This window comes from Streptomyces sp. CS113, assembly GCF_002188365.1.
GTDB lineage: Bacteria > Actinomycetota > Actinomycetes > Streptomycetales > Streptomycetaceae > Streptomyces > Streptomyces tendae.
The window spans coordinates 3,675,817-3,699,402 of the sequence record NZ_KZ195574.1 but is presented as its reverse complement, the minus strand read 5'-3'; the positions used below and the strand labels follow the sequence as shown (position 1 = coordinate 3,699,402).

Below are 23,586 nucleotides of genomic sequence, written 5' to 3'. Positions count from 1 at the left end.
GAAAGGGACGCCGGTGACCGAGAAGGCCGACCTTCAGCCCATCCTCGACCGCGCCGCCGCCGGTGGGCGGATCACCCCCGAAGAGGCGCTCGTCCTCTATCGCGACGCCCCGCTGCACGCGCTGGGCGCCGCCGCCGACGCCGTACGCCGGCGCCGGTACGCGGGTACGGAGCACATCGCGACGTACATCATCGAGCGCAACATCAACTACACGAACGTGTGCGTCACGGCGTGCAAGTTCTGCGCCTTCTACGCGGCCCCCAAGGACACCAAGAAGGGCTGGTCTCGCGACCTCGACGACATCCTGCGCCGCTGCGCGGAGACGGTCGAGCTGGGCGGCACGCAGATCATGTTCCAGGGCGGCCACCACCCGGACTACGGCGTCGAGTACTACGAGAAGCACTTCGCCGCCATCAAGCAGGAGTTCCCCGAGCTGGTCATCCACAGCCTGGGGGCGAGCGAGGTCGAGCACATGGCGCGGATCTCGAAGGTGTCGGTCGAGGAGGCGATCCAGCGCATCCACGCCGCCGGGCTCGACTCCTTCGCCGGTGCCGGCGCGGAGCTGCTGCCCGAGCGGCCGCGCAAGGCCATCGCGCCGCTGAAGGAGTCCGGCGAGCGCTGGCTGGAGATCATGGAGATCGCGCACGGGCTGGGCGTCGAGTCGACGTCCACCATGCTGATGGGCACCGGCGAGACCAACGCCGAGCGCATCGAGCACCTGCGCATGATCCGGGACGTGCAGGACCGCACCGGCGGCTTCCGCGCCTTCATCCCGTACACCTACCAGCCCGAGAACAACCACCTGAAGGGCCGCACGCAGGCCACGCTCTTCGAGTACCTGCGGATGATCGCCATCGCCCGGCTGTTCATGGACAACGTCGCCCACATCCAGGGCTCCTGGCTGACCACCGGCAAGGAGGTCGGCCAGCTCTCCCTGCACTACGGGGCGGACGACCTCGGCTCGATCATGCTGGAGGAGAACGTCGTCTCCTCCGCCGGCGCCAAGCACCGGTCCAACCGGCTGGAGATCATCGACCTGATCCGCAAGGCGGGGCGCGTCCCGGCGCAGCGGGCCACGACGTACGAGCACCTCGTCGTGCACGACGACCCGGCGAACGACCCCGTCGACGAGCGCGTCGTCTCCCACATCTCCTCCACGGCGATCGAGGGCGGCACGGCCCATCCCGAGCTGAAGCTGCTCGCCTCCAACTGACGGCCGCCGCCCAGATGCTGACTCTCCACGTCTGCGAAGCCTCGCCCGAGACGGCCGTCGTGGTCGACGGCGCGCAGCTCGCCGCCGTCGGCCCGTACGAGGCACTGGCCGCCGACCACCCGCGGGCGCGGGTGCGCCGGTGGCCCGGCATCCTCACACCCGGACTCCTCAACCCGTACGGGCCGGAGCTGCTGGAGCAGGCCTACCACCCCGACCCGCGTGAAGCGGACCGGCTCGGCACCGAGCCGGTCTTCGGGAAGCGCGCGCTCGCCCTCCTCGGCGCGGACGCGTCCGCGCGGGGCGCCAGCGCGCGCCGGGGGGTCCAACGCATGCTGGCGCACGGCACCGTCGCCGTCGCCGGGGAGCTGCGGAGCCGCGCGGCCCTGGACGCGGTGCGCGGCGCGGGGCTCGCCGTGGCGGCGCGTCCGGCCACCCTGCCCGGACCCGCGTCCTTCTCGCCGGTGCCGCTGGTACTGCTCCCCGCACTCGCTCCCGGCGGGCCCGCCCGGTTCGCGGTGTTCGACGTGCCCGACCGGGCCGCGCTCGTGCGGGAGGGCGCGGCCACCTGCGTGGCCACCGTCGTGGGCGGCCGTCTCGTGTACCGGGGTCGCTGAAGCGCCCCTGGTGTACCGGGGTCGCTGAAGCGCCCGCTATCCCGCGAACGCCTCCGCGAACGCGCCGCTCTCCTGCTCCACCCCGCTGCAATCGGTCAGCGCCTCCGCCGCGGACGCGTCGTCCGCGCACGGCTCGTCCCTGAAGGCCGCCCACATCGAGACCCAGGCGATGCCCTTCTCCTCGGCGAAGGCCCGCACCTCGGCCGCGTCCGCGAGGGTGAACGTCTCCCCGGCGACGTCGTTGACGCCGAGCATCGAGGTGAGTGCCATGCCCCGCCAGGCGTCCGCGTCGGAGGTGCCGAAGACCTTCCTCAGCTGGGTGTGCGCGGCCTGCGCCGAGGCGAGGGCGTAGTCCCCCATGTCGTCGGTGTACGACTCGCCGTAGTTCATGGTCATGAGGTTGACCGTGGAGACCCGTACGCCGTGGTCGTTGGCCGACGCCAGCAGCGACAGACCGTCGGTGTCCAGACCGGAGGGCATCACGGGGAGGGTGAAGGACACCTCCAGGCCGCTCCGTTCCTTCTGGAGCAGCGCGATCGCCGCCGAGCGCAGGGCGACGGAGCCGGCGTCGGTCAGCGCGTCGCCCTCGATGTCGAAGTCCGCCCGCGTGGACCCGGCGGCGTCCAGGGCCGCGCCGTATGCCGCCGCCAGTGCCGAGGCGCTGTCGCAGGCCGCCGCCAGCTCCGTGCCGGACGCGCCGCCGAAGGAGACGCGGACGGTGGCGCCGGACCCCGACAGCTTCTCGACGCGGGAGGCGACGGAGGCGTCGTCGATGTCCTGGACGCCGTTCCAGCGCGGCACGCAGTCGTCGCCGGAGGAGATGACGAACGCCAGGTTGTACGCCGTGGGGGAGCCCGCCGTGTCGGTGTCGGAGGCGGTGGTGGCACTGACGTAGGGGGCGTAGGCGGTGGTAGTCGTGGTGGGAGCGGACGGTGCGGACGGTGCGGTGGGGGCCGCGTCGGTGGTGCCCGTGGGGCCGTCCTGTCCGGTGCAGCCCGCGGTGGTCAGGGCGAACAACAGGGCGCACCCGGCTGCCGCGTTCCGGTGAGCCCTCATGAGCGCACTCTCCCGTTCTCGTCGTCGGACAAGTGAAGGTGGCACGCGTTCCTGGGGCTTCGCTGAGGAAAGGGCGGGGTTCGACGCCATCTCTCAGGAAACGGACAGGACGGGTCGCTTTTCACCGGGATCTCTCAAGAAGTTGCCAGTTGGCGGCAGGAAAGGCTCCCTAACGTCCGCGGCATGCACTCCGAGCCTGCCTCCGCCTCGCGCGCCGTCCCGCGCCGTCGCCGTCGTAAACGCGGCAAAGGGTCCGCCGAGGGGCCCGTGTTCGTCGACAGCACCGGACGCCGGGCCCGGCTGCTGCGCCGGCTCGGGCTCCTGATCGGGGCCGTGTGCGTCGGTTACACGGCCGTCCTCGGCCTGGCCTTCATGGGCGTCGGCATCTCGGTCAACCCGTCCTCGCTGCTGCCCTTCGGCGGTGGCGGTGGTGGCGGTGGGCCGGAGGGCGGCCCGGGCCCCGGTGGCGGCACGCGTCCTCAGGGCGGCGTCGCTCCCACCGGTGTTCCGCCGAGCCCCGCGCCCTCCGTCTCCCCCGGCGCGGTGCTCAGTACCGCTCCCAGTACCCCTCCCGGTACCGCTCCCAGCACCGCATCCACCTCCGCCCCCACCGACTGACCGGACGCCCCCACCTCATGACCACGCCCACCACGCCTCCTCCCGCCCCGCCCGCCCGGGGCCGCCGCCGTGCCCCCTCCCGGATGGAACGGGCGGCGGGCCGGGCCGCCGCGCTGCAACGGCCCCGCGTCCTCCTCGCCCTGCTCCTCCTGCTCGCGCTGACCTGCGTGATGCTCCTCGACGGCTATCTGCGCGCCGAGGTCGGCGGCGACCAGCGCGTGCGCACCGGGGCCTCCGCGAGCGACGTGCCCGAGGACGTGCTCGACGGCGGGCCGATCCTGTCCTTCCCGGGCGGGCAGGCCACCACCGTCTCCGTCCCGGACAAGACGATCGTGCTGACCTTCGACGACGGACCCGACCCCACCTGGACTCCGCAGGTGCTGGAGATCCTGGAGGAGTACGACGTCCCCGGCACGTTCTTCCTGGTCGGCTCGATGGTCTCGCGCCACCCGGGGATCGTGCGGGACATGGTCGAGCAGGGCAACGAGGTGGGCGTCCACACCTTCACCCACATCGACCTCTCCTACCAGAGCCAGGCCCGCGTCACCCGAGAGATCGAGCAGACCCAGCTCGCGCTCGCGGGCGCCGCCGGCATCACCACCACGCTGTTCCGGGCGCCGTACTCCTCCCAGACGGACGCCATCGACAACTACAGCTGGCCCGTCTACGAGAGCCTCGGTGAGGACGGCTACACCAGCGTCTTCATCGACACCGACAGCGACGACTGGAAGCGGCCCGGCGTCTCGAAGATCGTCGAGTGGGCGACGCCGGAGGACGGCGAGGGCGCGTCCGTGCTCTTCCACGACGCCGGGGGCGAGCGGTCGCAGACGATCGAGGCGCTGCCGAAGTACATCGAGAAGATGAAGGCGAAGGGGTACACCTTCACCACCGTCAGCGGTGCCATGGCCGAGCAGCAGCCCACCGGCGCCGGACCCGCCGGCGAGCAGGGCCTTCAGGCCGCCCATCACGAGGCCACCGGCGCCACCCTCTACGAGGGCAAGGCGCTGATCGCGGCCGTCGCCGTCGCCGAGTGGACGGTCCCGGCGCTGTCGGCCGGGCTCGTCGTCGTGGGCGTGGCCGTCATGGGCCGGTTCGCGATGATGCTGGTCCTCGCCCGCCGCCACCACCGACAGCGCAACCGGCGCCGGTTCGGCTGGGGCCCGCCCGTCACCGGGCCGGTGAGCGTGATCGTCCCGGCGTACAACGAGAAGGAGTGCATCGAGGCGACCCTGAGGTCCCTGGCGCGCAGTACGCACCCGGTCGAGATCATCGTCGTGGACGACGGCTCGACGGACGGCACGGCGGAGATCGCCGAGTCCCTGGGGCTGCCCGGCGTCCGCGTGGTGCGGCAGGCCAACGCGGGCAAGCCCGCCGCCCTCAACAACGGAGTCCGGCACGCCCGGTACGACATCGTCGTGATGATGGACGGCGACACCGTCTTCGAGCCCGACACCGTACGGCACCTGGTGCAGCCCTTCGCCGACCCCGCCGTCGGCGCGGTCGCGGGCAACGCGAAGGTCGGCAACCGGCGCACCCTCATCGGCGCCTGGCAGCACATCGAGTACGTGATGGGCTTCAACCTCGACCGGCGCATGTACGACCTGCTGCGCTGCATGCCGACCATCCCCGGCGCGATCGGCGCCTTCCGGCGCGAGGCGGTCCTCCAGGTCGGCGGCATGAGCCACGACACCCTCGCCGAGGACACCGACATCACCATCGCCCTGCACCGCGCGGGCTGGCGGGTGGTCTACGAGGAGCACGCCCGCGCCTGGACCGAGGCGCCGGGCTCGCTCGGCCAGCTCTGGTCGCAGCGCTACCGCTGGTCGTACGGCACGATGCAGGCGCTGTGGAAGCACCGCCGCTCCCTGACCGACAAGGGGCCCTCGGGCCGCTTCGGGCGGGTCGGGATGCCACTGGTGGTGCTCTTCCAGGTGGTCACGCCGGTCTTCGCGCCGCTCATCGACGTGTTCACCGTCTACTCGATGGTCTTCGTCGACTTCCGCGCGGCGCTCCTCGCCTGGCTCGCGGTGCTGGCCGTGCAGCTGGTGTGCGCGGCGTACGCCTTCCGGCTCGACGGGGAGAAGTACCGGTACCTGCTGATGATGCCGCTCCAGCAGCTGGCGTACCGGCAGATGATGTACCTCGTCCTCATCCACTCCTGCGTCACCGCGCTGACCGGCGGGCGGCTGCGCTGGCAGAAGCTGAAACGGACCGGCGAGGTCGGCACGCCCGCGGGGACCGGCGGCTGATGGGCGCGCACCGCAAGGGCGCCGTGCGCGTCGTTCCTGCGCCGGGGGATGCCCCGGTACGCGACCGGGGCCGCGACCGCTACTTCGACACCCTGCGCGCCCTCGCCCTGGTCCGGGTCGTCGCCTACCACGCCTTCGGCTGGCCCTGGGCCGGGCTGGTCTTCCCCTCCATGGGGGTGATGTTCGGCCTGGCCGGCACCCTGATGGCCCGCTCGCTCCAGCGGCCCGCCGCGGCGGTGGTCCGGAGCCGGCTGCGCCGCCTGCTGCCGCCGTTCTGGTGCTGGGGCCTCTTCGTGGTGGGCGCGATGCTGGTGCGCGGCTGGATGCCGGGGTGGCAGATCGTCTACTGGGTCGTGCCGCTCGGCGATCCGCCGGGCAGCGCGTGGGGCGAGCAGGCCTGGGAGATCCTCTGGTACCTCAGGACGTATCTGTGGTTCGTGCTGCTCTCCCCGCTGCTGCTGCGGGTCTTCCGGCTCGCGCCCGTGCCGGTGCTGCTGCTGTCCCTGGCGCCGGTCGTGGCGTTCCAGTTCCTCTGGCAGCCGCCGGAGAACCGCTTCGGCACCGGACTGCTCGACCTGGCGACCTACCTCTTCTGCTGGGTCCTCGGCTTCGCGCACCGCGACGGAGTGCTGGCCCGGCTGAAGCCCGTCGCTGTCGTCGCCCTGTCGCTCGCCGCCCTCGCCTGCGGCGCCTGGTACGCCTTCGCGCACCGGGCCGAGTACGGCACCTACGACCTCGACGACATCCCGCTCGCGCAGGCCTTCTGGTCGGCCGGGTTCGTGACGCTGCTGATGTACGCCAAGGCGCGGCTCCGGATCGACTTCTCGGGACTGGTCCGGCTGCGGCGGCTGGACCGGCTGGTGAGCGTGTTCAACGCCCGCGCGGTGACGGTCTACCTCTGGCACGAGCTGGCCCTGGTCCTGGCCGTGCCGCTGATCGACCGGTGCTGGGACGTGCCCGCCTTCGAGACGTATCTGCCGCTGGAGAGCCAGTGGTTCCTGCTGGTGGTGGGCTGGGTCCTGATCGCGGGGTTCGTGGTGCTGTTCGGGTGGGTGGAGGATGTCGCCGCGCGGCGCAGACCGCGCCTGCTGCCGTGAGCCGGGGCTGCGACTCGGGCGCGCGGCTCGGGCGCGCGGGGCGGGGCCGCGGCTCGGGGCCGCGGGGCGGGGCTGCAACAATGGGCCCGTGACCCGCGCTTCCCTGAACAAGCAGCCGCACGAAGTCGCCTCGATGTTCGACCACGTCGCGGAACGGTACGACCTGACGAACGCCGTGCTCTCGCTCGGCCAGGACCGGGCGTGGCGCAAGGCGGTCGCCCAGGCCGTCGACGCCCGCCCGGCGCAGAAGGTCCTGGACCTGGCGGCCGGCACCGCGACCTCCTCCCTGCCCTTCGCCCGCACCGGCGCCTACGTCGTCCCCTGCGACTTCTCCCAGGGCATGCTCCAGGTCGGCAAGGAACGGCACTCCTGGCTGCCGTTCACCGCGGGCGACGCGACGCGGCTGCCGTTCAGGGACGACGTCTTCGACGCCGTCACCATCTCCTTCGGACTGCGCAACGTCCAGGACACGGACGCCGCGCTGCGCGAGATGTACCGGGTGACGCGGCCCGGCGGCCGGGTCGTCATCTGCGAGTTCTCGCACCCGACCTGGGCGCCGTTCCGCACCGTCTACACCGAGTACCTGATGCGCGCCCTGCCGCCGGTGGCCCGCGCGGTGTCGTCCAACCCCGACGCGTACGTCTACCTCGCGGAGTCCATCCGGGCCTGGCCCGACCAGCCCGCGCTCGCCGCGCGGCTGGGCGGGGCCGGCTGGTCGAAGGTCGCGTGGCGCAATCTGACGGGCGGCGTGGTGACGCTGCACCGCGGCTTCAAGGCGAGCTGAGCGCGGCGCAGTAGGACGGCGGTCTCCCCGGTTCACCCGCTTTCCCCGGTTCACCCGGCGTCCCCGGCTCCGCCCGCCCGCGGCGGAGCCCGCCCAGCGGAGGCCGCGGTACGCGCGGTTCGCGAATGCCCCCGCCGCCCTCGCCCTCCCCGAAGTCGAACCACACGTACACCGCCGACTCCCGCGGCACCTGCGCACCGGGAGGCGGATACTGGCGTACGACGTGGTCGACGGCGGCGGTCCGGAGATCGGGTCGGTCGGGTGCGGCCAGGAACAGGCCCCGCGTGCGTGCGGACTCGTGCGCGTCCACGGCCATCAGACCGACCAGGCGCGGCACGCGGACGTCACGGGTCTCGGGATTCTCGGGTACCAGGCGCACGGACGTCACCCCCAGCGGTACCCGGCAGAGTAGCCCCGCCGCGCACCGCCCGGAAGCGTCAAGTGGCTTACTGTGACAGTCGATTACTCTGCGTCACGTCTCGTTGAGGTCAGGGGGAGGGCTGGGGCAGAGGGAGGGCCTGGTCAGAGGGAGGGCTGGGTCAAAGGGAGGGCGGGGTCAGAGGGAGGGCTGGGTGAGGGGAAGGCGGTAGCAGTGCCCCCGCTGTTCGGACGACGGGATCGCGAAGACCTCGGCGAGCCGCATGCCCAGCCGTTCCGTGACCGCGATGGACCGGGCGTTGCGCGCGTTGACCATCGCGACCACCTCCGCCACACCCGCGCCGCGCACCCGCTCCAGCGTCTCCCGGGCGGCCGCCGTGACGTAGCCCTTGCCCCAGTGCGCCCGCCCGAGCCGCCAGCCGATCTCGATCTCGCCCTTGGGACCCCAGTCGCCCGGCCACGGCTGGGCGCCGGTGAACCCTATGACCTGCCCGGACTCGTCCACCATGGTCCACAGGCAGAAGCCGTGCTCGGCGTCGTGCCGGCGCTGGCGGGCGGTCAGCTCCTCGTAGACGGACAGCTCCGCCGCCCTCCCGCCGTGGAACTCCATGACATCCGGGTCGTCGAAGATCCGGTGCCAGGCGACGGCGTCCTCGTCGGTGGGGACGCGCAACCGTACAACGGGGAGAGGTCGCTTCACTGGGCAGCCCTTCAGCCGGGTGGTCGGTGACGCTGAATAGACTGCCCATGACCAGTGCCGGTCGGCACGCAGATTCCGAACTTGGGGAGATCCCGCCGTGACCGTCGAGACTGAGCCGCTCTCCGAGAACACCGCCGACGTCATCGTCGTGGGCGCGGGGCCGGCCGGCTCCACGACCGCGTACCACCTGGCCAAGTCGGGACTCGACGTCCTGCTGCTGGAGAAGACCGCCTTCCCCAGGGAGAAGGTCTGCGGCGACGGCCTGACCCCGCGCGCGGTCAAGCAGCTCGTCGCCATGGGCATCGACATCTCCGAGGAGGCCGGCTGGCTGCGCAACAAGGGCCTGCGCATCATCGGCGGCGGCTCGCGCCTCCAGCTGGACTGGCCGGATCTGGCCTCCTTCCCCGACTACGGACTCGTCCGCAAGCGCGACGACTTCGACGAGCAGCTCGCCCGGCAGGCCCAGAAGGCCGGCGCGCGCCTCTACGAGCGCTGCAACGTCGGTGCGCCGATCGTCGACGACCGCACCGGCCGCATCACCGGCGTGCACGCCAAGCTGGGCGAGGACAAGCGCGAGGTCACCTTCCACGCGCCGCTGGTCGTGGCCGCCGACGGCAACTCCACCCGGCTGTCCCTGGCCATGGGCCTGCACCGCCGCGAGGACCGCCCGATGGGCGTGGCCGTGCGCACGTACTTCACCTCGCCCCGCCACGACGACGACTACCTGGAGTCCTGGCTGGAGCTGTGGGACCGGCGCGGCCCGCAGGACCGCCTGCTGCCCGGCTACGGCTGGGTCTTCGGCATGGGCGACGGCACCTCCAACGTCGGCCTGGGCGTCCTGAACACCTCCGCCGCCTTCAAGGAGCTGGACTGGCGCGAGATCCTCAAGGCCTGGTGCGCGTCCATGCCGGAGGACTGGGGCTACACCCCGGACAACATGACCGGCCCGATCCGCGGCGCCGCCCTGCCCATGGCCTTCAACCGCCAGCCCCACTACACCAAGGGCCTCCTCCTCGTCGGCGACGCCGGCGGCCTGGTGAACCCCTTCAACGGCGAGGGCATCGCCTACGCCATGGAGTCCGGCCAGATCGCCGCCGACGTCGTCGTCCAGGCCCACGCGCGGGCGACGCCGGCCCAGCGCGAGATCGCCCTGCAACGCTACCCGCGCGTCCTGAAGGACACCTACGGCGGCTACTACAACCTGGGCCGCGCCTTCGTGAAGCTCATCGGCAACCCGAAGGTCATGCAGATCGCGACCCAGCGCGGCCTCACCCACCCGATCCTGATGAAGTTCACCCTGAAGATGCTCGCCAACCTGACGGACCCGACGGGCGGCGACGCGATGGACCGCATCATCAACGGACTGAGCAAGGTCGCGCCGAAGGCCTGATCAGAGACGCCTGATCGGAGACGCCTGATCAGAGGCGCCTGATCGGAGGTACCTGATCAGGCGGTGAAGGCGGCGGCGTTGGCGGCCCGGCGCGCGAAGACCTCCTCGCGCCGCTCCGCCGACTGCCGCAGCGCCGCCTTCCGTTCCCGGCCGGAGAGCCGGTCCAGGTAGACCTGCCCGTTCACGTGGTCGGTCTCGTGGGCCAGGCAGCGCGCGAAGTAGCCCGTGCCCTCGACGAGGAGCGGTGCGCCGTCCTTGTCCAGGCCGCGCACGACGGCCCGGTCGGGCCGCGGTACGGCCATGGTGGCGCCCGGCACCGACAGGCACCCCTCGCCCTCGTCGAGCAGCCGGCGCGCGGCCGGGTCGAGGGCCTCCAGCACCGGATTCACGATGTGCCCGACATGTCGGACACCGTCGTCGTCCGGGCAGTCGTAGACGAACAGGCGCAGGTCGACCCCGACCTGATTGGCCGCCAGGCCGGCCCCTTCCGCGACGTACATCGTGCGGAACATGTCGTCGATGAGCGCGGCGAGGTCGGGTCCGAACTCCGTGACGTCCCGGCACGGCCTGTGCAGCACCTCCTCGCCGACCTCGGTGACGCGCCGCACCGATCCGCGCCGGGCCTCGGGTGCGAACGGGGGGTAGGAGGCGGTGGGCCGCCCCTGGACGAAGACGCTCGGCATGACGTTCTCTCCTTCGGCTCGTGGGCGGGCCGGAGAGGACCGGCCCGCGCCCGAGCATGCCAGGAGCCCGCGAAGGGCCGCAGCCCCCGAGCGGCTGCGGCCCTCGCGCGGGTACGGGTGGGTGCGGGTTACAGCACGCGCACCGCGCCGCTCGGCGGGTCGTAGGAGAGCGGCTTCTCGACGACACCGGTGGAGGAGTTCTGCGCGCCGACGAACATGCCGCCGCCGACGTAGACGCCCACGTGGTACGCGCTGCCCGCGCCGCCCCAGTAGAGGATGTCGCCCGGCTGGAGGTTGTCCAGGCCGACCTGGGTGCCGGCCGTCGACTGCGCCTGGGAGACGCGGGGCAGGCTGATGCCGACCTGCTTGAAGGCGGCCTGCACGAGACCGGAGCAGTCGTAGGCGGACGGGCCGGTGGCGCCGGAGACGTACGCCTTGCCGACCTGGGCCTGCACGAAGGCGACGACGGCGGCGGCCGAACCGGTGGCCGTGGACGTGCCGGTGCTGCTGTTGCTGCTCGTGCCGGTGGAGGAGCCGGTGTCCGAGGAAGCGCTCAGGGTGGTGCGCTCGGCGGCGCGCGAGGCACGCTCGGCGGCCTTCTTGCGCGCGGCCTCCTCGGCCTTCTTCTTGGCTTCCTCGGCCTTCTTCTTGGCCTCGGCGAGGTCGGTCTTGGCCTGCTTGGCGGCCTTGGCGGCCGCAGCGTCACGCTCGGCCTGAAGCTGGTAGCTCGCGGCCGCCTGCTGCGTGACGTCCGCGGACTGGGCGACCTGAGCGGCCAGGTCGGCCGTCAGGGTGGGCAGTTCGAGGGTCTGCGTCACCGGTTCGGCCGCGTTGGCCGACCCCGACGCACCGGCCACTGCCAGGGTGCTGAGGACGCCACCGGCAACTCCGGCCCGCATCGCGATCGTCGACGCGCTGCGGCGGGGCTTCCGGTGGCTGCGTATGTGAGCGGTGTGGGACATAGGGACAACCGGTATCAGTAGCTCCTCCATACCTTCAAGAAACGTGTGCTGCGCCACAGTTGTTCAATCGAGCCGCTGAATCCCGGGCGTGTCGCTCTTTATTGACGCCGTAACGGACATTGCGGACGGGCCGTAACCAGCCTGTGATCACGGTCTTTGATCGTTACGCCCGAATTGCCCCGCGCTTACCACTTGTTGGGACACTTGGCCAAGCCCGGTTCTCAGACGCCTCTCATGAATGTGGCACAGGTCACGGAACGGTTACCCCGGCGCACGCGTCCGTCGCGTGCGAGGCAGGCAGGCAGGCCGGCCGGCCGGCCCGGCGGCCGACGGCGCGATGATCCGGCTCCTGCCGCGACCGGCGGCGGGCAGGGCCGAGCGCGGGCCGCGCTCGTCGGGGCCCGCCGCCGTGTCGGCTTCGATGAGTGCCCGCGGGAGCTCGTGAACGCGTGCACGTGTCCACACCGGCCCCCGGCCCTCCCCCTCATGTGTGAACGACTCCTCTATCAAGGGTGTGCGTCCAGCGCCAATTTGCATGCAAGGGAAGCATCTTGATATGGAGACGCCCCTTGCGCAGGGCCTCTGGCCAGCGACGACGAGTGAAATTGTCACCTCTGGTGATCAGGTGAACGCTTCTTGTGTGAAGATCACTGCTCATCCGACTTCATGATCGTTCGTCAGGTGGTGGAGATCACAAAGCTTGTGCAATACCCCGTGTCGCAGATCACAGAGCGTCGGGCATAGGATGCGAGGCAGTTGGGCTTGTGACCTGCTTCACATGTTCGCGATCTTCGTCGGGACGGGCGGGGCTCGTGGGGCAGTTGGGGCGGCTGTGAGCCCAGTGCAACCGCCAGCAGTCAGTGCCGACTGAGAGGAGCGAGGAGCGGTGAACGCGTATGCGCCCATCCTCGTACTGGGAGCCCTCGGGGCAGGCTTTGCGATCTTCTCCGTGGTGATGGCCACGCTGATCGGTCCGAAGCGGTACAACCGGGCGAAGCTCGAGGCCTACGAGTGCGGCATCGAGCCGACCCCCACGCCGGCCGGCGGCGGGCGCTTCCCCATCAAGTACTACCTGACGGCGATGCTCTTCATCATCTTCGATATCGAGATCGTCTTCCTCTACCCCTGGGCCGTCACCTTCGACGCCCTGGGGATTTTCGGGCTCGTGGAGATGCTGCTCTTCGTGCTCACCGTCTTCGTCGCGTACGCGTACGTATGGCGGCGCGGCGGCCTGGAATGGGACTGAGGGGCCTTTGACATGGGACTCGAAGAAAAACTGCCGAGCGGCTTCCTGCTGACCACCGTCGAGCAGGCCGCGGGCTGGGTGCGCAAGTCATCCGTCTTCCCGGCCACGTTCGGCCTCGCCTGCTGTGCCATCGAGATGATGACCACCGGCGCCGGCCGCTACGACCTGGCGCGCTTCGGCATGGAGGTCTTCCGCGGCTCACCGCGGCAGGCGGACCTGATGATCGTCGCGGGCCGGGTCAGCCAGAAGATGGCGCCGGTGCTGCGACAGGTCTACGACCAGATGCCGAACCCGAAGTGGGTCATCTCCATGGGGGTCTGCGCCTCCTCGGGCGGCATGTTCAACAACTACGCCATCGTCCAGGGCGTCGACCACGTCGTCCCGGTCGACATCTACCTGCCCGGCTGTCCGCCGCGGCCCGAGATGCTGATGGACGCCATTCTCAAGCTCCACCAGAAGATCCAGGGCTCCAAGCTCGGTGTGAACGCGGAGGAAGCGGCCCGCGAGGCGGAGGAGGCGGCGCTCAAGGCCCTGCCCACGATCGAGATGAAGGGGCTGCTGCGGTGAGCGACGCGAACAACACCGCGGGTGACGCGGGCGACGTCAATCCCGAGAAGGAGCTGTCCGCCGAGAACCTCCCGGGCCAGCGGGGCCAGGGCGGCGAGGAGATCCGCGTCCAGCGCGGCATGTTCGGCGCCAACAACGGCGGCGACACCTCCGGCTACGGCGGCCTGGTCCGCTCCGTCCGGCTCCCCGGACCGGCGAGCAGGCCCTACGGGGGCTGGTTCGACGAGGTCGCCGACGAACTCGAGGGCGCGCTGGAGGAGCAGGGGCTCCTGCCCGACAACGCCATCGACAAGACGGTCGTCGACCGCGACGAGCTGACCTTCCACATCGAGCGCGAGCACCTCCTGCGCGTCGCCCGCACCCTGCGCGACGACCCTGCCCTGCGCTTCGAACTGTGCACCGGCGTCAGCGGCGTCCACTACCCGCACGACAAGGGCCGCGAGCTGCACGCCGTCTACCACCTGCGCTCGATCACCCACAACCGGCTGATCCGCCTCGAAGTCAGCGCGCCCGACAGCGACCCGCACATCCCGTCGCTGGTCGCCGTCTACCCGACCAACGACTGGCACGAGCGCGAGACGTACGACTTCTTCGGCATCGTCTTCGACGGTCACCCGGCCCTGACGCGGATCATGATGCCGGACGACTGGCAGGGCTTTCCGCAGCGCAAGGACTACCCCCTCGGCGGCATCCCCGTCGAGTACAAGGGCGCCCAGATCCCGGCTCCGGACCAGCGGAGGTCGTACTCGTGAGCACTTCCCACGCCTCCCCCAGGGAGACGACCGAAGGCACCGTCTACACGGTCACCGGCGGTGACTGGGACGAGGTCGTCCAGTCCGCGGCCCGCGCCGACGACGAGCGCATCGTCGTCAACATGGGCCCGCAGCACCCGTCCACGCACGGCGTGCTCCGCCTCATCCTGGAGATCGACGGCGAGACGGTCACCGAGGCCCGCTGCGGCATCGGCTACCTGCACACCGGCATCGAGAAGAACCTCGAGTACCGGACCTGGACGCAGGGCACCACGTTCGTGACGCGCATGGACTACCTGACGCCGTTCTTCAACGAGGCGGCGTACTGCCTGGGCGTCGAGAAGCTCCTCGGCATCGAGGACCAGATCCCGGACCGGGCCACGATCATCCGGGTCATGCTCATGGAGCTGAACCGGCTCTCCTCGCACCTGGTGGCCATCGCCACCGGCGGCATGGAGCTGGGCGCCACCACGATCATGATCTACGGCTTCCGCGATCGTGAACTGATTCTCGACATCTACGAGCTGATCACCGGCCTCAGGATGAACCACGCGTACATCCGCCCGGGCGGGCTCGCCCAGGACCTGCCCCCGGGCGCGGTGGACCAGATCCGCGAGTTCGTGAAGAAGATGAACAAGAACCTCCCGGAGTACGACAAGCTCGCCACCGGGAACCCCATCTTCAAGGCCCGCATGCAGGACGTCGGCTACCTCGACCTGGCCGGCTGCATGGCGCTCGGCGCCACCGGCCCCGTCCTCAGGTCCACCGGCCTCCCGCACGACCTGCGCAAAACCCAGCCGTACTGCGGCTACGAGACGTACGACTTCGACGTCCCGACCGCCGACACCTGCGACTCCTACGGCCGCTTCCTGATCCGGCTGGAGGAGATGCGCCAGTCCCTCAGGATCGTCGAGCAGTGCCTGGACCGGCTCCAGCCCGGCCCGGTCATGGTCGCCGACAAGAAGATCGCCTGGCCCGCCCAGCTCGCCCTGGGTCCGGACGGCCTCGGCAACTCCCTCGACCACATCAAGAAGATCATGGGCACCTCCATGGAGGCCCTGATCCACCACTTCAAGCTGGTCACCGAGGGCTTCCGGGTGCCGCCGGGACAGGCGTACGCGGCGGTCGAGTCGCCCAAGGGCGAACTGGGGGTGCACGTCGTCTCCGACGGCGGCACCCGCCCCTTCCGGGTCCACTTCCGCGACCCGTCCTTCACCAACCTGCAAGCCATGGCGGCGATGTGCGAGGGCGGCCAGGTCGCCGACGTCATCGTCGCCGTGGCGTCCATCGACCCCGTGATGGGAGGCGTCGACCGGTGACCACCTCTTCTTCGGAGCGGGGCATCAGCCTGGGCATGCCGGAACTGCCCGCGCCCGCCTACCCGGACGACGTCCGGGCCCGGCTGGAGACCGACGCGCGCGAGGTCATCGCCCGCTACCCGGACTCCCGGTCCGCCCTCCTGCCGCTGCTGCACCTCGTGCAGGCGCAGGAGGGGCACGTCACGCGCACCGGGATGCAGTTCTGCGCGGACATGCTGGGCCTCACCACCGCCGAGGTCACCGCGGTCGCCACCTTCTACACCATGTACCGGCGCGGACCGAGCGGCGACTACCAGGTTGGTGTGTGCACCAACACGCTGTGCGCGGTGATGGGCGGCGACGCGATCTTCGAGTCCCTCCAGGAACACCTCGGCGTCGGCAACGGCGAGACCACCGAGGACGGCAAGGTCACCCTGGAGCACATCGAGTGCAACGCGGCCTGCGACTTCGCACCCGTCGTGATGGTCAACTGGGAGTTCTTCGACAACCAGACCCCGGCGAGCGTCAAGGCCCTCGTCGACGACCTGCGCGCGGGACGGCCGGTGACGCCCACCCGCGGTGCGCCGCTGTGCACCTTCAAGGAGACCGCCCGGATCCTGGCGGGCTTCCCCGACGAGCGGGACGGCGCCGTCGCGGCCGGCGGCAGCGCGGGTCCCGCCTCCCTGGCCGGACTGAAGCTGGCGAAGGGCGAGGCGTCCGCCGCGCGCGTGGTGCACCCGCGGGACGGCGGACCGCACGACGCGCCGCAGGACCGGGCCGTGCACGACCCGTCCCCGACGGAACACCTCAGCTCGCACGACGCGCCGCAGGACACATCGGCATCCGACCCTTCCAACCCGGCAGGGCCTACCGCCGAGGAGGGGGAGTGATGACCGTGGCAGCCGAGATCAGGGGCAGCAGCCCGGAGAAGCTGCTCGCACCCGTGCTGTCGGCCTTCTGGGACGAGGACGAGTCGTGGACTCTCGACGTCTACCGGAGGCACGAGGGGTACGAGGGGCTCCGCAAGGCGCTGGCCATGGCGCCGGACGACCTGATCGCGTACGTCAAGGAGTCCGGTCTGCGCGGACGCGGCGGTGCCGGGTTCCCGACGGGGATGAAGTGGCAGTTCATTCCCCAGGGGGACGGCAAGCCTCACTATCTAGTTGTCAACGCCGACGAGTCGGAGCCGGGGACCTGCAAGGACATCCCGCTCCTCTTCGCGAACCCGCACAGCCTCATCGAGGGCATCGTCATCGCGTGTTACGCCATCAGGTCTTCGCATGCCTTCATCTACCTGCGTGGTGAAGTGGTCCCAGTGCTGCGGCGGTTGCACGAGGCCGTGCGCGAGGCCTACGCGGCCGGGTTCCTCGGCGAGAACATCCTGGGCAGCGGACTCGACCTCACTCTCACCGTGCACGCGGGCGCGGGCGCGTACATCTGCGGTGAGGAGACCGCACTGCTCGACTCGCTCGAAGGCCGCCGGGGTCAACCGCGGCTCCGTCCCCCCTTTCCTGCCGTCGCGGGCCTCTATGCGTGCCCGACTGTGGTGAATAACGTCGAATCGATCGCTTCAGTTCCCGCGATCCTGAACAAGGGCAAGGACTGGTTCAGGTCGATGGGCAGCGAGAAGTCCCCGGGCTTCACGCTCTACTCGCTCAGCGGCCACGTCGCGGGCCCCGGCCAGTACGAGGCCCCGCTCGGCATCACGCTGCGCCAGCTCCTCGACATGAGCGGCGGCATGCGCCCCGGCCACCGGCTCAAGTTCTGGACGCCCGGCGGTTCCTCGACGCCGATGTTCACCGACGAGCACCTCGACGTCCCCCTCGACTACGAAGGAGTGGGCGCCGCCGGTTCCATGCTCGGCACCAAGGCGCTCCAGTGCTTCGACGAGACGACCTGCGTCGTGCGCGCCGTCACCCGCTGGACCGAGTTCTACGCCCACGAGTCCTGCGGCAAGTGCACACCCTGCCGCGAAGGCACGTACTGGCTCGTCCAGTTGCTGCGCGACATCGAGGCCGGCAAGGGACAGATGTCCGACCTCGACAAGCTGAACGACATCGCCGACAACATCAACGGCAAGTCCTTCTGCGCCCTCGGCGACGGCGCCGCCTCGCCGATCTTCTCCTCGCTCAAGTACTTCCGCGAGGAGTACGAGGAGCACATCACGGGCCGCGGCTGCCCCTTCGACCCGGCCAAGTCGACGGCCTGGGCCGACCGCACGGAGGTGAAGGCATGACTGTGACCACCAATGCTCCCTCGGGAGGGGGAGAGGCGGCGGTCCCGCCGGAGGACCTCGTGTCGCTGACGATCGACGGCGCCGAGATCAGCGTGCCCAAGGGCACCCTGGTCATCCGGGCCGCCGAGCAGCTCGGCATCGAGATCCCCCGGTTCTGCGACCACCCCCTCCTCGACCCGGCCGGCGCCTGCCGCCAGTGCATCGTCGAGGTCGAGGGCCAGCGCAAGCCCATGGCGTCCTGCACCATCACCTGCACCGACGGCATGGTGGTGAAGACGCAGCTCACCTCGCCCGTCGCCGAGAAGGCCCAGCACGGGGTGATGGAGCTGCTGCTCATCAACCACCCGCTGGACTGCCCGGTCTGCGACAAGGGCGGCGAGTGCCCCCTTCAGAACCAGGCGATGTCGCACGGCCAGGCCGACTCCCGCTTCGAGGGCAAGAAGCGGACCTACGAGAAGCCTGTGCCGATCTCCACGCAGGTCCTGCTCGACCGCGAGCGCTGCGTGCTGTGCGCCCGCTGCACCCGGTTCTCCAATCAGGTCGCGGGCGACCCGATGATCGAGCTGATCGAGCGGGGCGCGCTCCAGCAGGTCGGCACCGGCGAGGGCGACCCCTTCGAGTCGTACTTCTCCGGCAACACCATCCAGATCTGCCCGGTCGGCGCGCTCACCTCGGCGGCCTACCGCTTCCGTTCCCGGCCCTTCGACCTGATCTCCTCGCCGTCGGTGTGCGAGCACTGCTCCGGCGGCTGCGCCACCCGCACCGACCACCGGCGCGGCAAGGTCATGCGGCGCCTCGCGGCCAACGAGCCCGAGGTCAACGAGGAGTGGATCTGCGACAAGGGGCGCTTCGGATTCCGGTACGCCCAGCAGCGCGACCGGCTCACCACGCCCCTGGTGCGCAACGCCGAGGGCGAGCTGGAGCCGGCCTCCTGGCCGGAGGCGCTCCAGATCGCCGCGCAGGGACTGCTCGCCTCCAGGGGCCGCACCGGCGTCCTGACCGGCGGGCGGCTCACCGTCGAGGACGCCTACGCGTACAGCAAGTTCGCGCGCGTGGCGCTCGACACCAACGACATCGACTTCCGCGCGCGCGTGCACAGCGCCGAGGAGGCCGACTTCCTGGCCGCCCGGATCGCCGGACACGGCCGTGACCTCGACGGCACCGGCGTCACGTACACGTCGCTGGAGAAGGCGCCCGCCGTGCTGCTGGTGGGCTTCGAGGCAGAGGAGGAGGCGCCCGGCGTCTTCCTGAGGCTGCGCAAGGCCTGGCGCAAGCACGGGCAGAAGGTCTTCTCGCTCGCCACACACGCCACGCGGGGCCTGGAGAAGGCGGGCGGCACCCTGCTCCCCGCCGCTCCCGGCACCGAGACCGAATGGCTGGACGCCCTCGCCGGCGGCGTCGGCCTGGAGGAGGGCGGCACCCAGGCCGCCGAGGCCCTGCGCGCCGAGGGCGCCGTGATCGTCGTCGGCGAACGGCTGGCGTCCGTGGCCGGCGGCCTCACCTCCGCCGTACGGACCTCGGCGGCGACCGGCGCCCGGCTGGTGTGGATCCCGCGCCGGGCCGGGGAGCGCGGCGCGATCGAGGCGGGCGCGCTGCCGTCGCTGCTGCCCGGCGGACGCCCGGCGACCGACCCCCGCGCGCGTGAGGAGGTCGCCGGCCTCTGGGGCCTGGCCGACCTTCCGCACCGCTACGGCCGCGACACCGGGGAGATCGTCGAGGCCGCGGCCCGGGGCGAACTCCAGGCGCTGCTGGTGGCCGGCGTGGAGGTCGCCGACCTGCCCGACCCCACGCGCGCGCGTGCCGCACTGGACGAGGCCGGGTTCGTGGTCTCGCTGGAGCTGCGGCCCAGCGAGGTCACCGAACGCGCCGACGTGGTCCTGCCCGTCGCCGCGGTCGCCGAGAAGCCCGGCACCTTCCTCAACTGGGAGGGCAGGGTGCGCTTCTTCGAGGCCGCGCTCAAGCCCGACCAGATGACCCGCCGTGTCGCTCCCACCGACGCCCGCGTCCTGCAAATGCTGGCCGACGCCATGGACGTACACCTGGGCCTGCCCGATCTGCGCACCACGCGCGCGGAGATCGACCGGCTCGGCGCCTGGGACGGGCCGCGGGGCGGCGAGCCCCTTCAGACCGCGAGCGCGCTGCCGCGGCCGGCCGCCGGAGAGGCCGTACTGGCCGGGCACCGGCTGCTGCTCGACCAGGGCCTGCTCCAGCAGGGCGACGAGGCGCTGGCCGGCACCCGGCACGCCGCACGCGCGCGCGTGTCGGCCGCCACGGCCGCCGAGGCGGGCGTCAAGGACGGCGACCTCCTCGCCGTCACCGGACCGGCCGGAGCCGTCGCATTCCCGCTCCAGGTCACCGAGATGCCCGACCGGGTGGTCTGGCTCCCGCTGAACTCGGCCGGCACCGGCGTCGCCTCCGACGCCGGGGTACTGCCCGGAACCCTCGTCCGCATCGGTCCGGCGACGCCCGCGGGCGCCGCCCCCAAGGAGGTGGAGGCATGAGCCCGTACCTCGCCGCTGAAGACCTGTCGATGTTCGGCACCGACCCCTGGTGGCTGGTGGTCATCAAGGCGGTGTTCTGCTTCGCCTTCCTGATGGTGACCGTGCTGTTCTCCATCGTGTGGGAGCGCAAGGTCGTCGCCTGGATGCAGCTGCGCATCGGCCCGAACCGGCACGGACCCTGGGGCATGCTCCAGTCGCTCGCCGACGGCATCAAGCTGATGCTCAAGGAAGACGTCATCGTCAAGCGCGCCGACAAGGCGGTCTACGTCCTCGCGCCGATCGTGGCGGCCATCCCGGCCTTCATGGCGATCGCGGTGATCCCCTTCGGGCCGGCCGGCAACGAGGTCTCGATCTTCGGCCACCGCACCGCCATGCAGCTCACCGACCTGCCGATCGCGATGCTGTTCATCCTGGCGGTCGCCTCGGTCGGCATCTACGGCATCGTGCTCGCCGGCTGGAGCTCCGGATCGACGTACCCGCTGCTCGGCGGACTGCGCTCCTGCGCCCAGATGATCTCCTACGAGATCGCGATGGGCGCCGCGTTCGCCTCGGTGTTCCTCTACTCCGGTTCGATGTCGACCTCGGAGATCGTCGCCCAGCAGGACGACCGCTGGTACATCGTGCTGCTGCCGGTCTCCTTCATCCTCTACATCGTCACGATGGTCGGCGAGACCAACCGCGCCCCCTTCGACATGCCCGAGTCCGAGGGCGACCTGGTGGGCGGCTTCAACACCGAGTACTCGTCGATCAAGTTCGCGATGTTCATGCTCGCCGAGTACGTGAACATGGTGACCGTCTCGGCGGTCGCCACCACGCTGTTCCTCGGCGGCTGGCGGGCCCCGTGGCCGATCAGCACCTTCTGGGAGGGCGCCAACCACGGCTGGTGGCCGCTGCTGTGGTTCGTGGTGAAGGTCCAGTTGCTGCTGTTCTTCTTCATCTGGCTGCGCGGCACCCTGCCCCGGGTCCGCTACGACCAGTTGATGAAGCTCGGCTGGAAGGTCCTCATCCCGGTCTCCCTGGTCTGGCTGATGCTGGTCGCGACCGTGCGGGCGCTCAGGAACGAGAACTACGGCTTCAGCGACATCGCCCTCTACATCGGCGGCGGCGTCCTGGTCCTGCTGCTGTTGTCCTTCCTCGTGGACATGTACCGCGACAAGGGCGGCAAGAGCGCCGAACAGCCCGACGGGCAACCCGCCGGGGCGGAGGCCGCCTTCGACCCGATGGCCGGCGGATTCCCCGTCCCGCCGATGCCCGGACAGCAGGTGCCGCCGGTGCCCAGGCGCCGTCCCCGCCGGGAGCGGGAGCTGATTGTCAGTGGTGGGCCCGATACTCACAGTGACGGACCTGCGGGCGGACCTACGGATGGAAAGGAGGCGTCCGATGGCTGAGGAACGCGAGGAACACAGGGACACCACGGAACACGGGGACCACAAGGGGACCGACCCCGGTTTCATGAACCCCGTGGCCGGCTTCGGCGTGACCTTCAAGGCCATGTTCAAGAAGCGGCTGACCGAGCAGTACCCGGAGCAGAAGAAGACCACCGCTCCGCGCTTCCACGGACGGCACCAGCTCAACCGCCATCCGGACGGCCTGGAGAAGTGCGTCGGCTGCGAGTTGTGCGCCTGGGCCTGTCCCGCCGACGCCATCTACGTCGAGGGCGCGGACAACACCGACGAGGAGCGCTACTCGCCCGGCGAGCGGTACGGCCGCGTCTACCAGATCAACTACGCCCGCTGCATCCTGTGCGGCCTGTGCATCGAGGCGTGCCCCACGCGCGCGCTGACGATGACCAACGAGTTCGAGCTGGCCGACTCCAGCCGCGCCAACCTCATCTTCACCAAGGACCAGCTGCTCGCCGGTCTGGAGGAGGGCATGGTCGACTCGCCGCACGCCATCTACCCGGGCACCGACGAGCAGGACTACTACCGGGGCCTGGTCACCGAGGCCGCGCCCGGCACGGTCCAGCAGGTCGCCCACTCCAAGGGCGAGGTCGTCCAGGAGGGCGACTCGACCTTCGGCGCGACCGAGCCGGCGTCGGAGGAGGTGATCCGCCGATGAGCGCGCAGCTCGCCGCCGCGGCGACCCTCTCCGCCGGCACCTCCACCGGAGAGGCCGTCCAGTTCTGGATCCTCGGCACCGTCGCGGTGATCGGCGCCCTGTGCACCGTCTTCATGAAGAAGGCCGTGCACAGCGCGCTGTGCCTCGCCGGGACCATGATCATTCTGGCGGTGTTCTACCTCGCCAACGGTGCCTACTTCCTCGGCATCGTGCAGATCGTGGTCTACACCGGCGCCATCATGATGCTGTTCCTGTTCGTGGTGATGCTCGTCGGCGTCACCGCGGCGGACTCCCTGAAGGAGACCATCAAGGGCCAGCGCTGGCTGGCCCTGGTGTCCGGGCTCGGCTTCGGCATCCTGCTGATCGCCGGCATCGGCAACGCCTCCGTCTCGGAGTTCACCGGCCTCGCCCAGGCCAACGCGAACGGCAACGTGGAGGGCATCGCGTCCCTCATCTTCACCAAGTACGTCTTCGCCTTCGAGATCACCGGTGCTCTGCTCATCACGGCCGCCGTCGGTGCGATGGTGCTCACCCACCGCGAGCGCACCGAGCGCGCCAGGACCCAGCGCGAGCTGTCCGAGCAGCGCATCCGCGACGGCAAGCACCTGCCGCCGCTGCCGGCCCCCGGCGTGTACGCCCGGCACAACGCGGTCGACATCGCGGGGCTGCTGCCCGACGGCACCCCCTCCGAGCTGACCGTCAGCAAGACGCTGCGCGAGCGGGGCCAGATCCGCGACGTGTCGATGGAGGCGCTGGGCGACCTCAAGGCGCTGGAGCAGCGGGCCGAGGAGCGCCTCGAACGCAAGGCGGTCGGCCCGGCGGGCTCCGCGCGGTCCGGAGCCGGGCGGTCCGACTCCACACGGTCCGAGGAGGCGTCGAAGTGAATCCCGTGAACTACCTCTACCTCGCGGCCCTGTTGTTCACGATCGGCGCCACCGGTGTGCTGATCCGGCGCAACGCGATCGTGGTCTTCATGTGCATCGAGCTGATGCTCAACGCCTGCAACCTCGCGTTCGTCGCCTTCTCCCGCATGCACGGCAACCTGGACGGGCAGATCATCGCCTTCTTCACGATGGTCGTCGCCGCCGCGGAGGTCGTGGTCGGGCTCGCGATCATCGTGTCCCTGTTCCGTTCCCGCCACTCGGCCTCGGTCGACGACGCCAGCCTGATGAAGCTGTGAGGGG

At 70.7% G+C, this 23,586-nt stretch carries 23 protein-coding genes; 18 read left to right on the top strand and 5 right to left on the bottom strand.

Going from position 1 to position 23,586, the window contains the following annotated elements; translation table 11 throughout:
• Window positions 1–13: 13 nt before the first annotated feature.
• Window positions 14–1,213, top strand: a complete 1,200-nt coding sequence (mqnC, locus tag B9W62_RS16185) for a cyclic dehypoxanthinyl futalosine synthase (RefSeq protein ID WP_087807827.1) — start codon at window positions 14–16, stop codon at window positions 1,211–1,213.
• A 14-nt stretch (window positions 1,214–1,227) separates the two neighbouring features.
• Window positions 1,228–1,827, top strand: coding sequence for a hypothetical protein (locus B9W62_RS16180; RefSeq protein ID WP_087807826.1), 600 nt, complete (start codon window positions 1,228–1,230; stop codon window positions 1,825–1,827).
• A 36-nt stretch (window positions 1,828–1,863) separates the two neighbouring features.
• Here B9W62_RS16180 and B9W62_RS16175 read toward each other — a convergent pair whose 3' ends face one another.
• Window positions 1,864–2,883, bottom strand: a complete 1,020-nt coding sequence (locus tag B9W62_RS16175; RefSeq protein ID WP_087807825.1) for a chitinase — start codon at window positions 2,881–2,883, stop codon at window positions 1,864–1,866.
• 183 nt (window positions 2,884–3,066) lie between these two features.
• Between B9W62_RS16175 and B9W62_RS16170 the strand changes: the two genes are divergently transcribed.
• The 4 genes from B9W62_RS16170 to B9W62_RS16155 all read left to right on the top strand — a co-directional run bounded on the left by B9W62_RS16170 (window position 3,067) and on the right by B9W62_RS16155 (window position 7,631).
• On the top strand, window positions 3,067–3,501 hold the full coding sequence (locus tag B9W62_RS16170) for a hypothetical protein (RefSeq protein WP_087807824.1): 435 nt from the start codon (window positions 3,067–3,069) through the stop codon (window positions 3,499–3,501).
• A 17-nt stretch (window positions 3,502–3,518) separates the two neighbouring features.
• Complete coding sequence (locus B9W62_RS16165; RefSeq protein ID WP_087807823.1) at window positions 3,519–5,750, top strand: bifunctional polysaccharide deacetylase/glycosyltransferase family 2 protein; 2,232 nt, start codon at window positions 3,519–3,521, stop codon at window positions 5,748–5,750.
• Window positions 5,750–6,847 carry an acyltransferase family protein gene (locus tag B9W62_RS16160; protein WP_087807822.1) on the top strand — a complete coding sequence of 366 codons (1,098 nt, stop codon included), beginning with the start codon at window positions 5,750–5,752 and terminating at the stop codon, window positions 6,845–6,847. The genes B9W62_RS16165 and B9W62_RS16160 overlap by 1 nt, the downstream gene beginning before the upstream one ends.
• Window positions 6,848–6,935: 88 nt before the next feature.
• Entirely contained in the window at window positions 6,936–7,631 is a 696-nt protein-coding gene (locus B9W62_RS16155) for a demethylmenaquinone methyltransferase (RefSeq protein ID WP_087807821.1), read from the top strand.
• Here B9W62_RS16155 and B9W62_RS16150 read toward each other — a convergent pair.
• Entirely contained in the window at window positions 7,618–8,010 is a 393-nt protein-coding gene (locus B9W62_RS16150; RefSeq protein ID WP_256976423.1) for a PASTA domain-containing protein, read from the bottom strand. The genes B9W62_RS16155 and B9W62_RS16150 overlap by 14 nt on opposite strands.
• Before the next feature lie 177 nt (window positions 8,011–8,187).
• A complete protein-coding gene (locus tag B9W62_RS16145) occupies window positions 8,188–8,709 on the bottom strand; it encodes a GNAT family N-acetyltransferase (RefSeq protein WP_087807820.1) in 522 nt (173 codons plus the stop codon).
• 97 nt (window positions 8,710–8,806) lie between these two features.
• Between B9W62_RS16145 and B9W62_RS16140 the strand changes: the two genes are divergently transcribed.
• Window positions 8,807–10,099, top strand: coding sequence for a geranylgeranyl reductase family protein (locus B9W62_RS16140; RefSeq protein ID WP_087807819.1), 1,293 nt, complete (start codon window positions 8,807–8,809; stop codon window positions 10,097–10,099).
• Between the two features lie 56 nt (window positions 10,100–10,155).
• Here the strand turns inward: B9W62_RS16140 and def are convergent, their stop codons facing one another.
• Both def and B9W62_RS16130 read right to left on the bottom strand, forming a co-directional pair.
• Entirely contained in the window at window positions 10,156–10,782 is a 627-nt protein-coding gene (gene def / locus B9W62_RS16135) for a peptide deformylase (RefSeq protein WP_087807818.1), read from the bottom strand.
• Between the two features lie 128 nt (window positions 10,783–10,910).
• Window positions 10,911–11,744: a C40 family peptidase gene (locus B9W62_RS16130; protein ID WP_087807817.1), complete on the bottom strand. Its 834-nt coding sequence runs from the start codon at window positions 11,742–11,744 to the stop codon at window positions 10,911–10,913.
• Between the two features lie 886 nt (window positions 11,745–12,630).
• On the opposite strand from B9W62_RS16130, the gene B9W62_RS16125 reads away from it, so the two are divergent.
• From B9W62_RS16125 to nuoK, 11 genes are read left to right on the top strand one after another with little or no spacing between them, the layout of a single operon-like run.
• The gene (locus B9W62_RS16125; protein ID WP_003974383.1) at window positions 12,631–12,990 is read left to right on the top strand and encodes an NADH-quinone oxidoreductase subunit A; all 360 of its coding nucleotides are present in this window, start codon (window positions 12,631–12,633) and stop codon (window positions 12,988–12,990) included.
• Between the two features lie 12 nt (window positions 12,991–13,002).
• Window positions 13,003–13,557 carry a NuoB/complex I 20 kDa subunit family protein gene (locus B9W62_RS16120; RefSeq protein WP_031035164.1) on the top strand — a complete coding sequence of 185 codons (555 nt, stop codon included), beginning with the start codon at window positions 13,003–13,005 and terminating at the stop codon, window positions 13,555–13,557.
• On the top strand, window positions 13,554–14,309 hold the full coding sequence (locus B9W62_RS16115) for an NADH-quinone oxidoreductase subunit C (RefSeq protein WP_087807816.1): 756 nt from the start codon (window positions 13,554–13,556) through the stop codon (window positions 14,307–14,309). Before B9W62_RS16120 ends, B9W62_RS16115 begins: the two co-directional genes overlap by 4 nt.
• The gene (locus tag B9W62_RS16110) at window positions 14,306–15,628 is read left to right on the top strand and encodes an NADH-quinone oxidoreductase subunit D (RefSeq protein WP_087807815.1); all 1,323 of its coding nucleotides are present in this window, start codon (window positions 14,306–14,308) and stop codon (window positions 15,626–15,628) included. Before B9W62_RS16115 ends, B9W62_RS16110 begins: the two co-directional genes overlap by 4 nt.
• Entirely contained in the window at window positions 15,625–16,497 is an 873-nt protein-coding gene (gene nuoE, locus B9W62_RS16105) for an NADH-quinone oxidoreductase subunit NuoE (protein WP_087807814.1), read from the top strand. Before B9W62_RS16110 ends, nuoE begins: the two co-directional genes overlap by 4 nt.
• Entirely contained in the window at window positions 16,494–17,843 is a 1,350-nt protein-coding gene (nuoF, locus tag B9W62_RS16100) for an NADH-quinone oxidoreductase subunit NuoF (protein WP_171987339.1), read from the top strand. The genes nuoE and nuoF overlap by 4 nt, the downstream gene beginning before the upstream one ends.
• The gene (locus tag B9W62_RS16095) at window positions 17,840–20,344 is read left to right on the top strand and encodes an NADH-quinone oxidoreductase subunit G (protein WP_087807813.1); all 2,505 of its coding nucleotides are present in this window, start codon (window positions 17,840–17,842) and stop codon (window positions 20,342–20,344) included. Before nuoF ends, B9W62_RS16095 begins: the two co-directional genes overlap by 4 nt.
• A complete protein-coding gene (gene nuoH / locus B9W62_RS16090) occupies window positions 20,341–21,732 on the top strand; it encodes an NADH-quinone oxidoreductase subunit NuoH (protein WP_087807812.1) in 1,392 nt (463 codons plus the stop codon). The genes B9W62_RS16095 and nuoH overlap by 4 nt, the downstream gene beginning before the upstream one ends.
• Window positions 21,725–22,402: an NADH-quinone oxidoreductase subunit NuoI gene (gene nuoI, locus B9W62_RS16085; RefSeq protein ID WP_087807811.1), complete on the top strand. Its 678-nt coding sequence runs from the start codon at window positions 21,725–21,727 to the stop codon at window positions 22,400–22,402. Before nuoH ends, nuoI begins: the two co-directional genes overlap by 8 nt.
• Entirely contained in the window at window positions 22,399–23,286 is an 888-nt protein-coding gene (locus B9W62_RS16080) for an NADH-quinone oxidoreductase subunit J (protein WP_087807810.1), read from the top strand. Before nuoI ends, B9W62_RS16080 begins: the two co-directional genes overlap by 4 nt.
• Window positions 23,283–23,582 carry an NADH-quinone oxidoreductase subunit NuoK gene (gene nuoK, locus B9W62_RS16075; RefSeq protein WP_003974374.1) on the top strand — a complete coding sequence of 100 codons (300 nt, stop codon included), beginning with the start codon at window positions 23,283–23,285 and terminating at the stop codon, window positions 23,580–23,582. The genes B9W62_RS16080 and nuoK overlap by 4 nt, the downstream gene beginning before the upstream one ends.
• The last annotated feature ends 4 nt before the right edge of the window (window positions 23,583–23,586 follow it).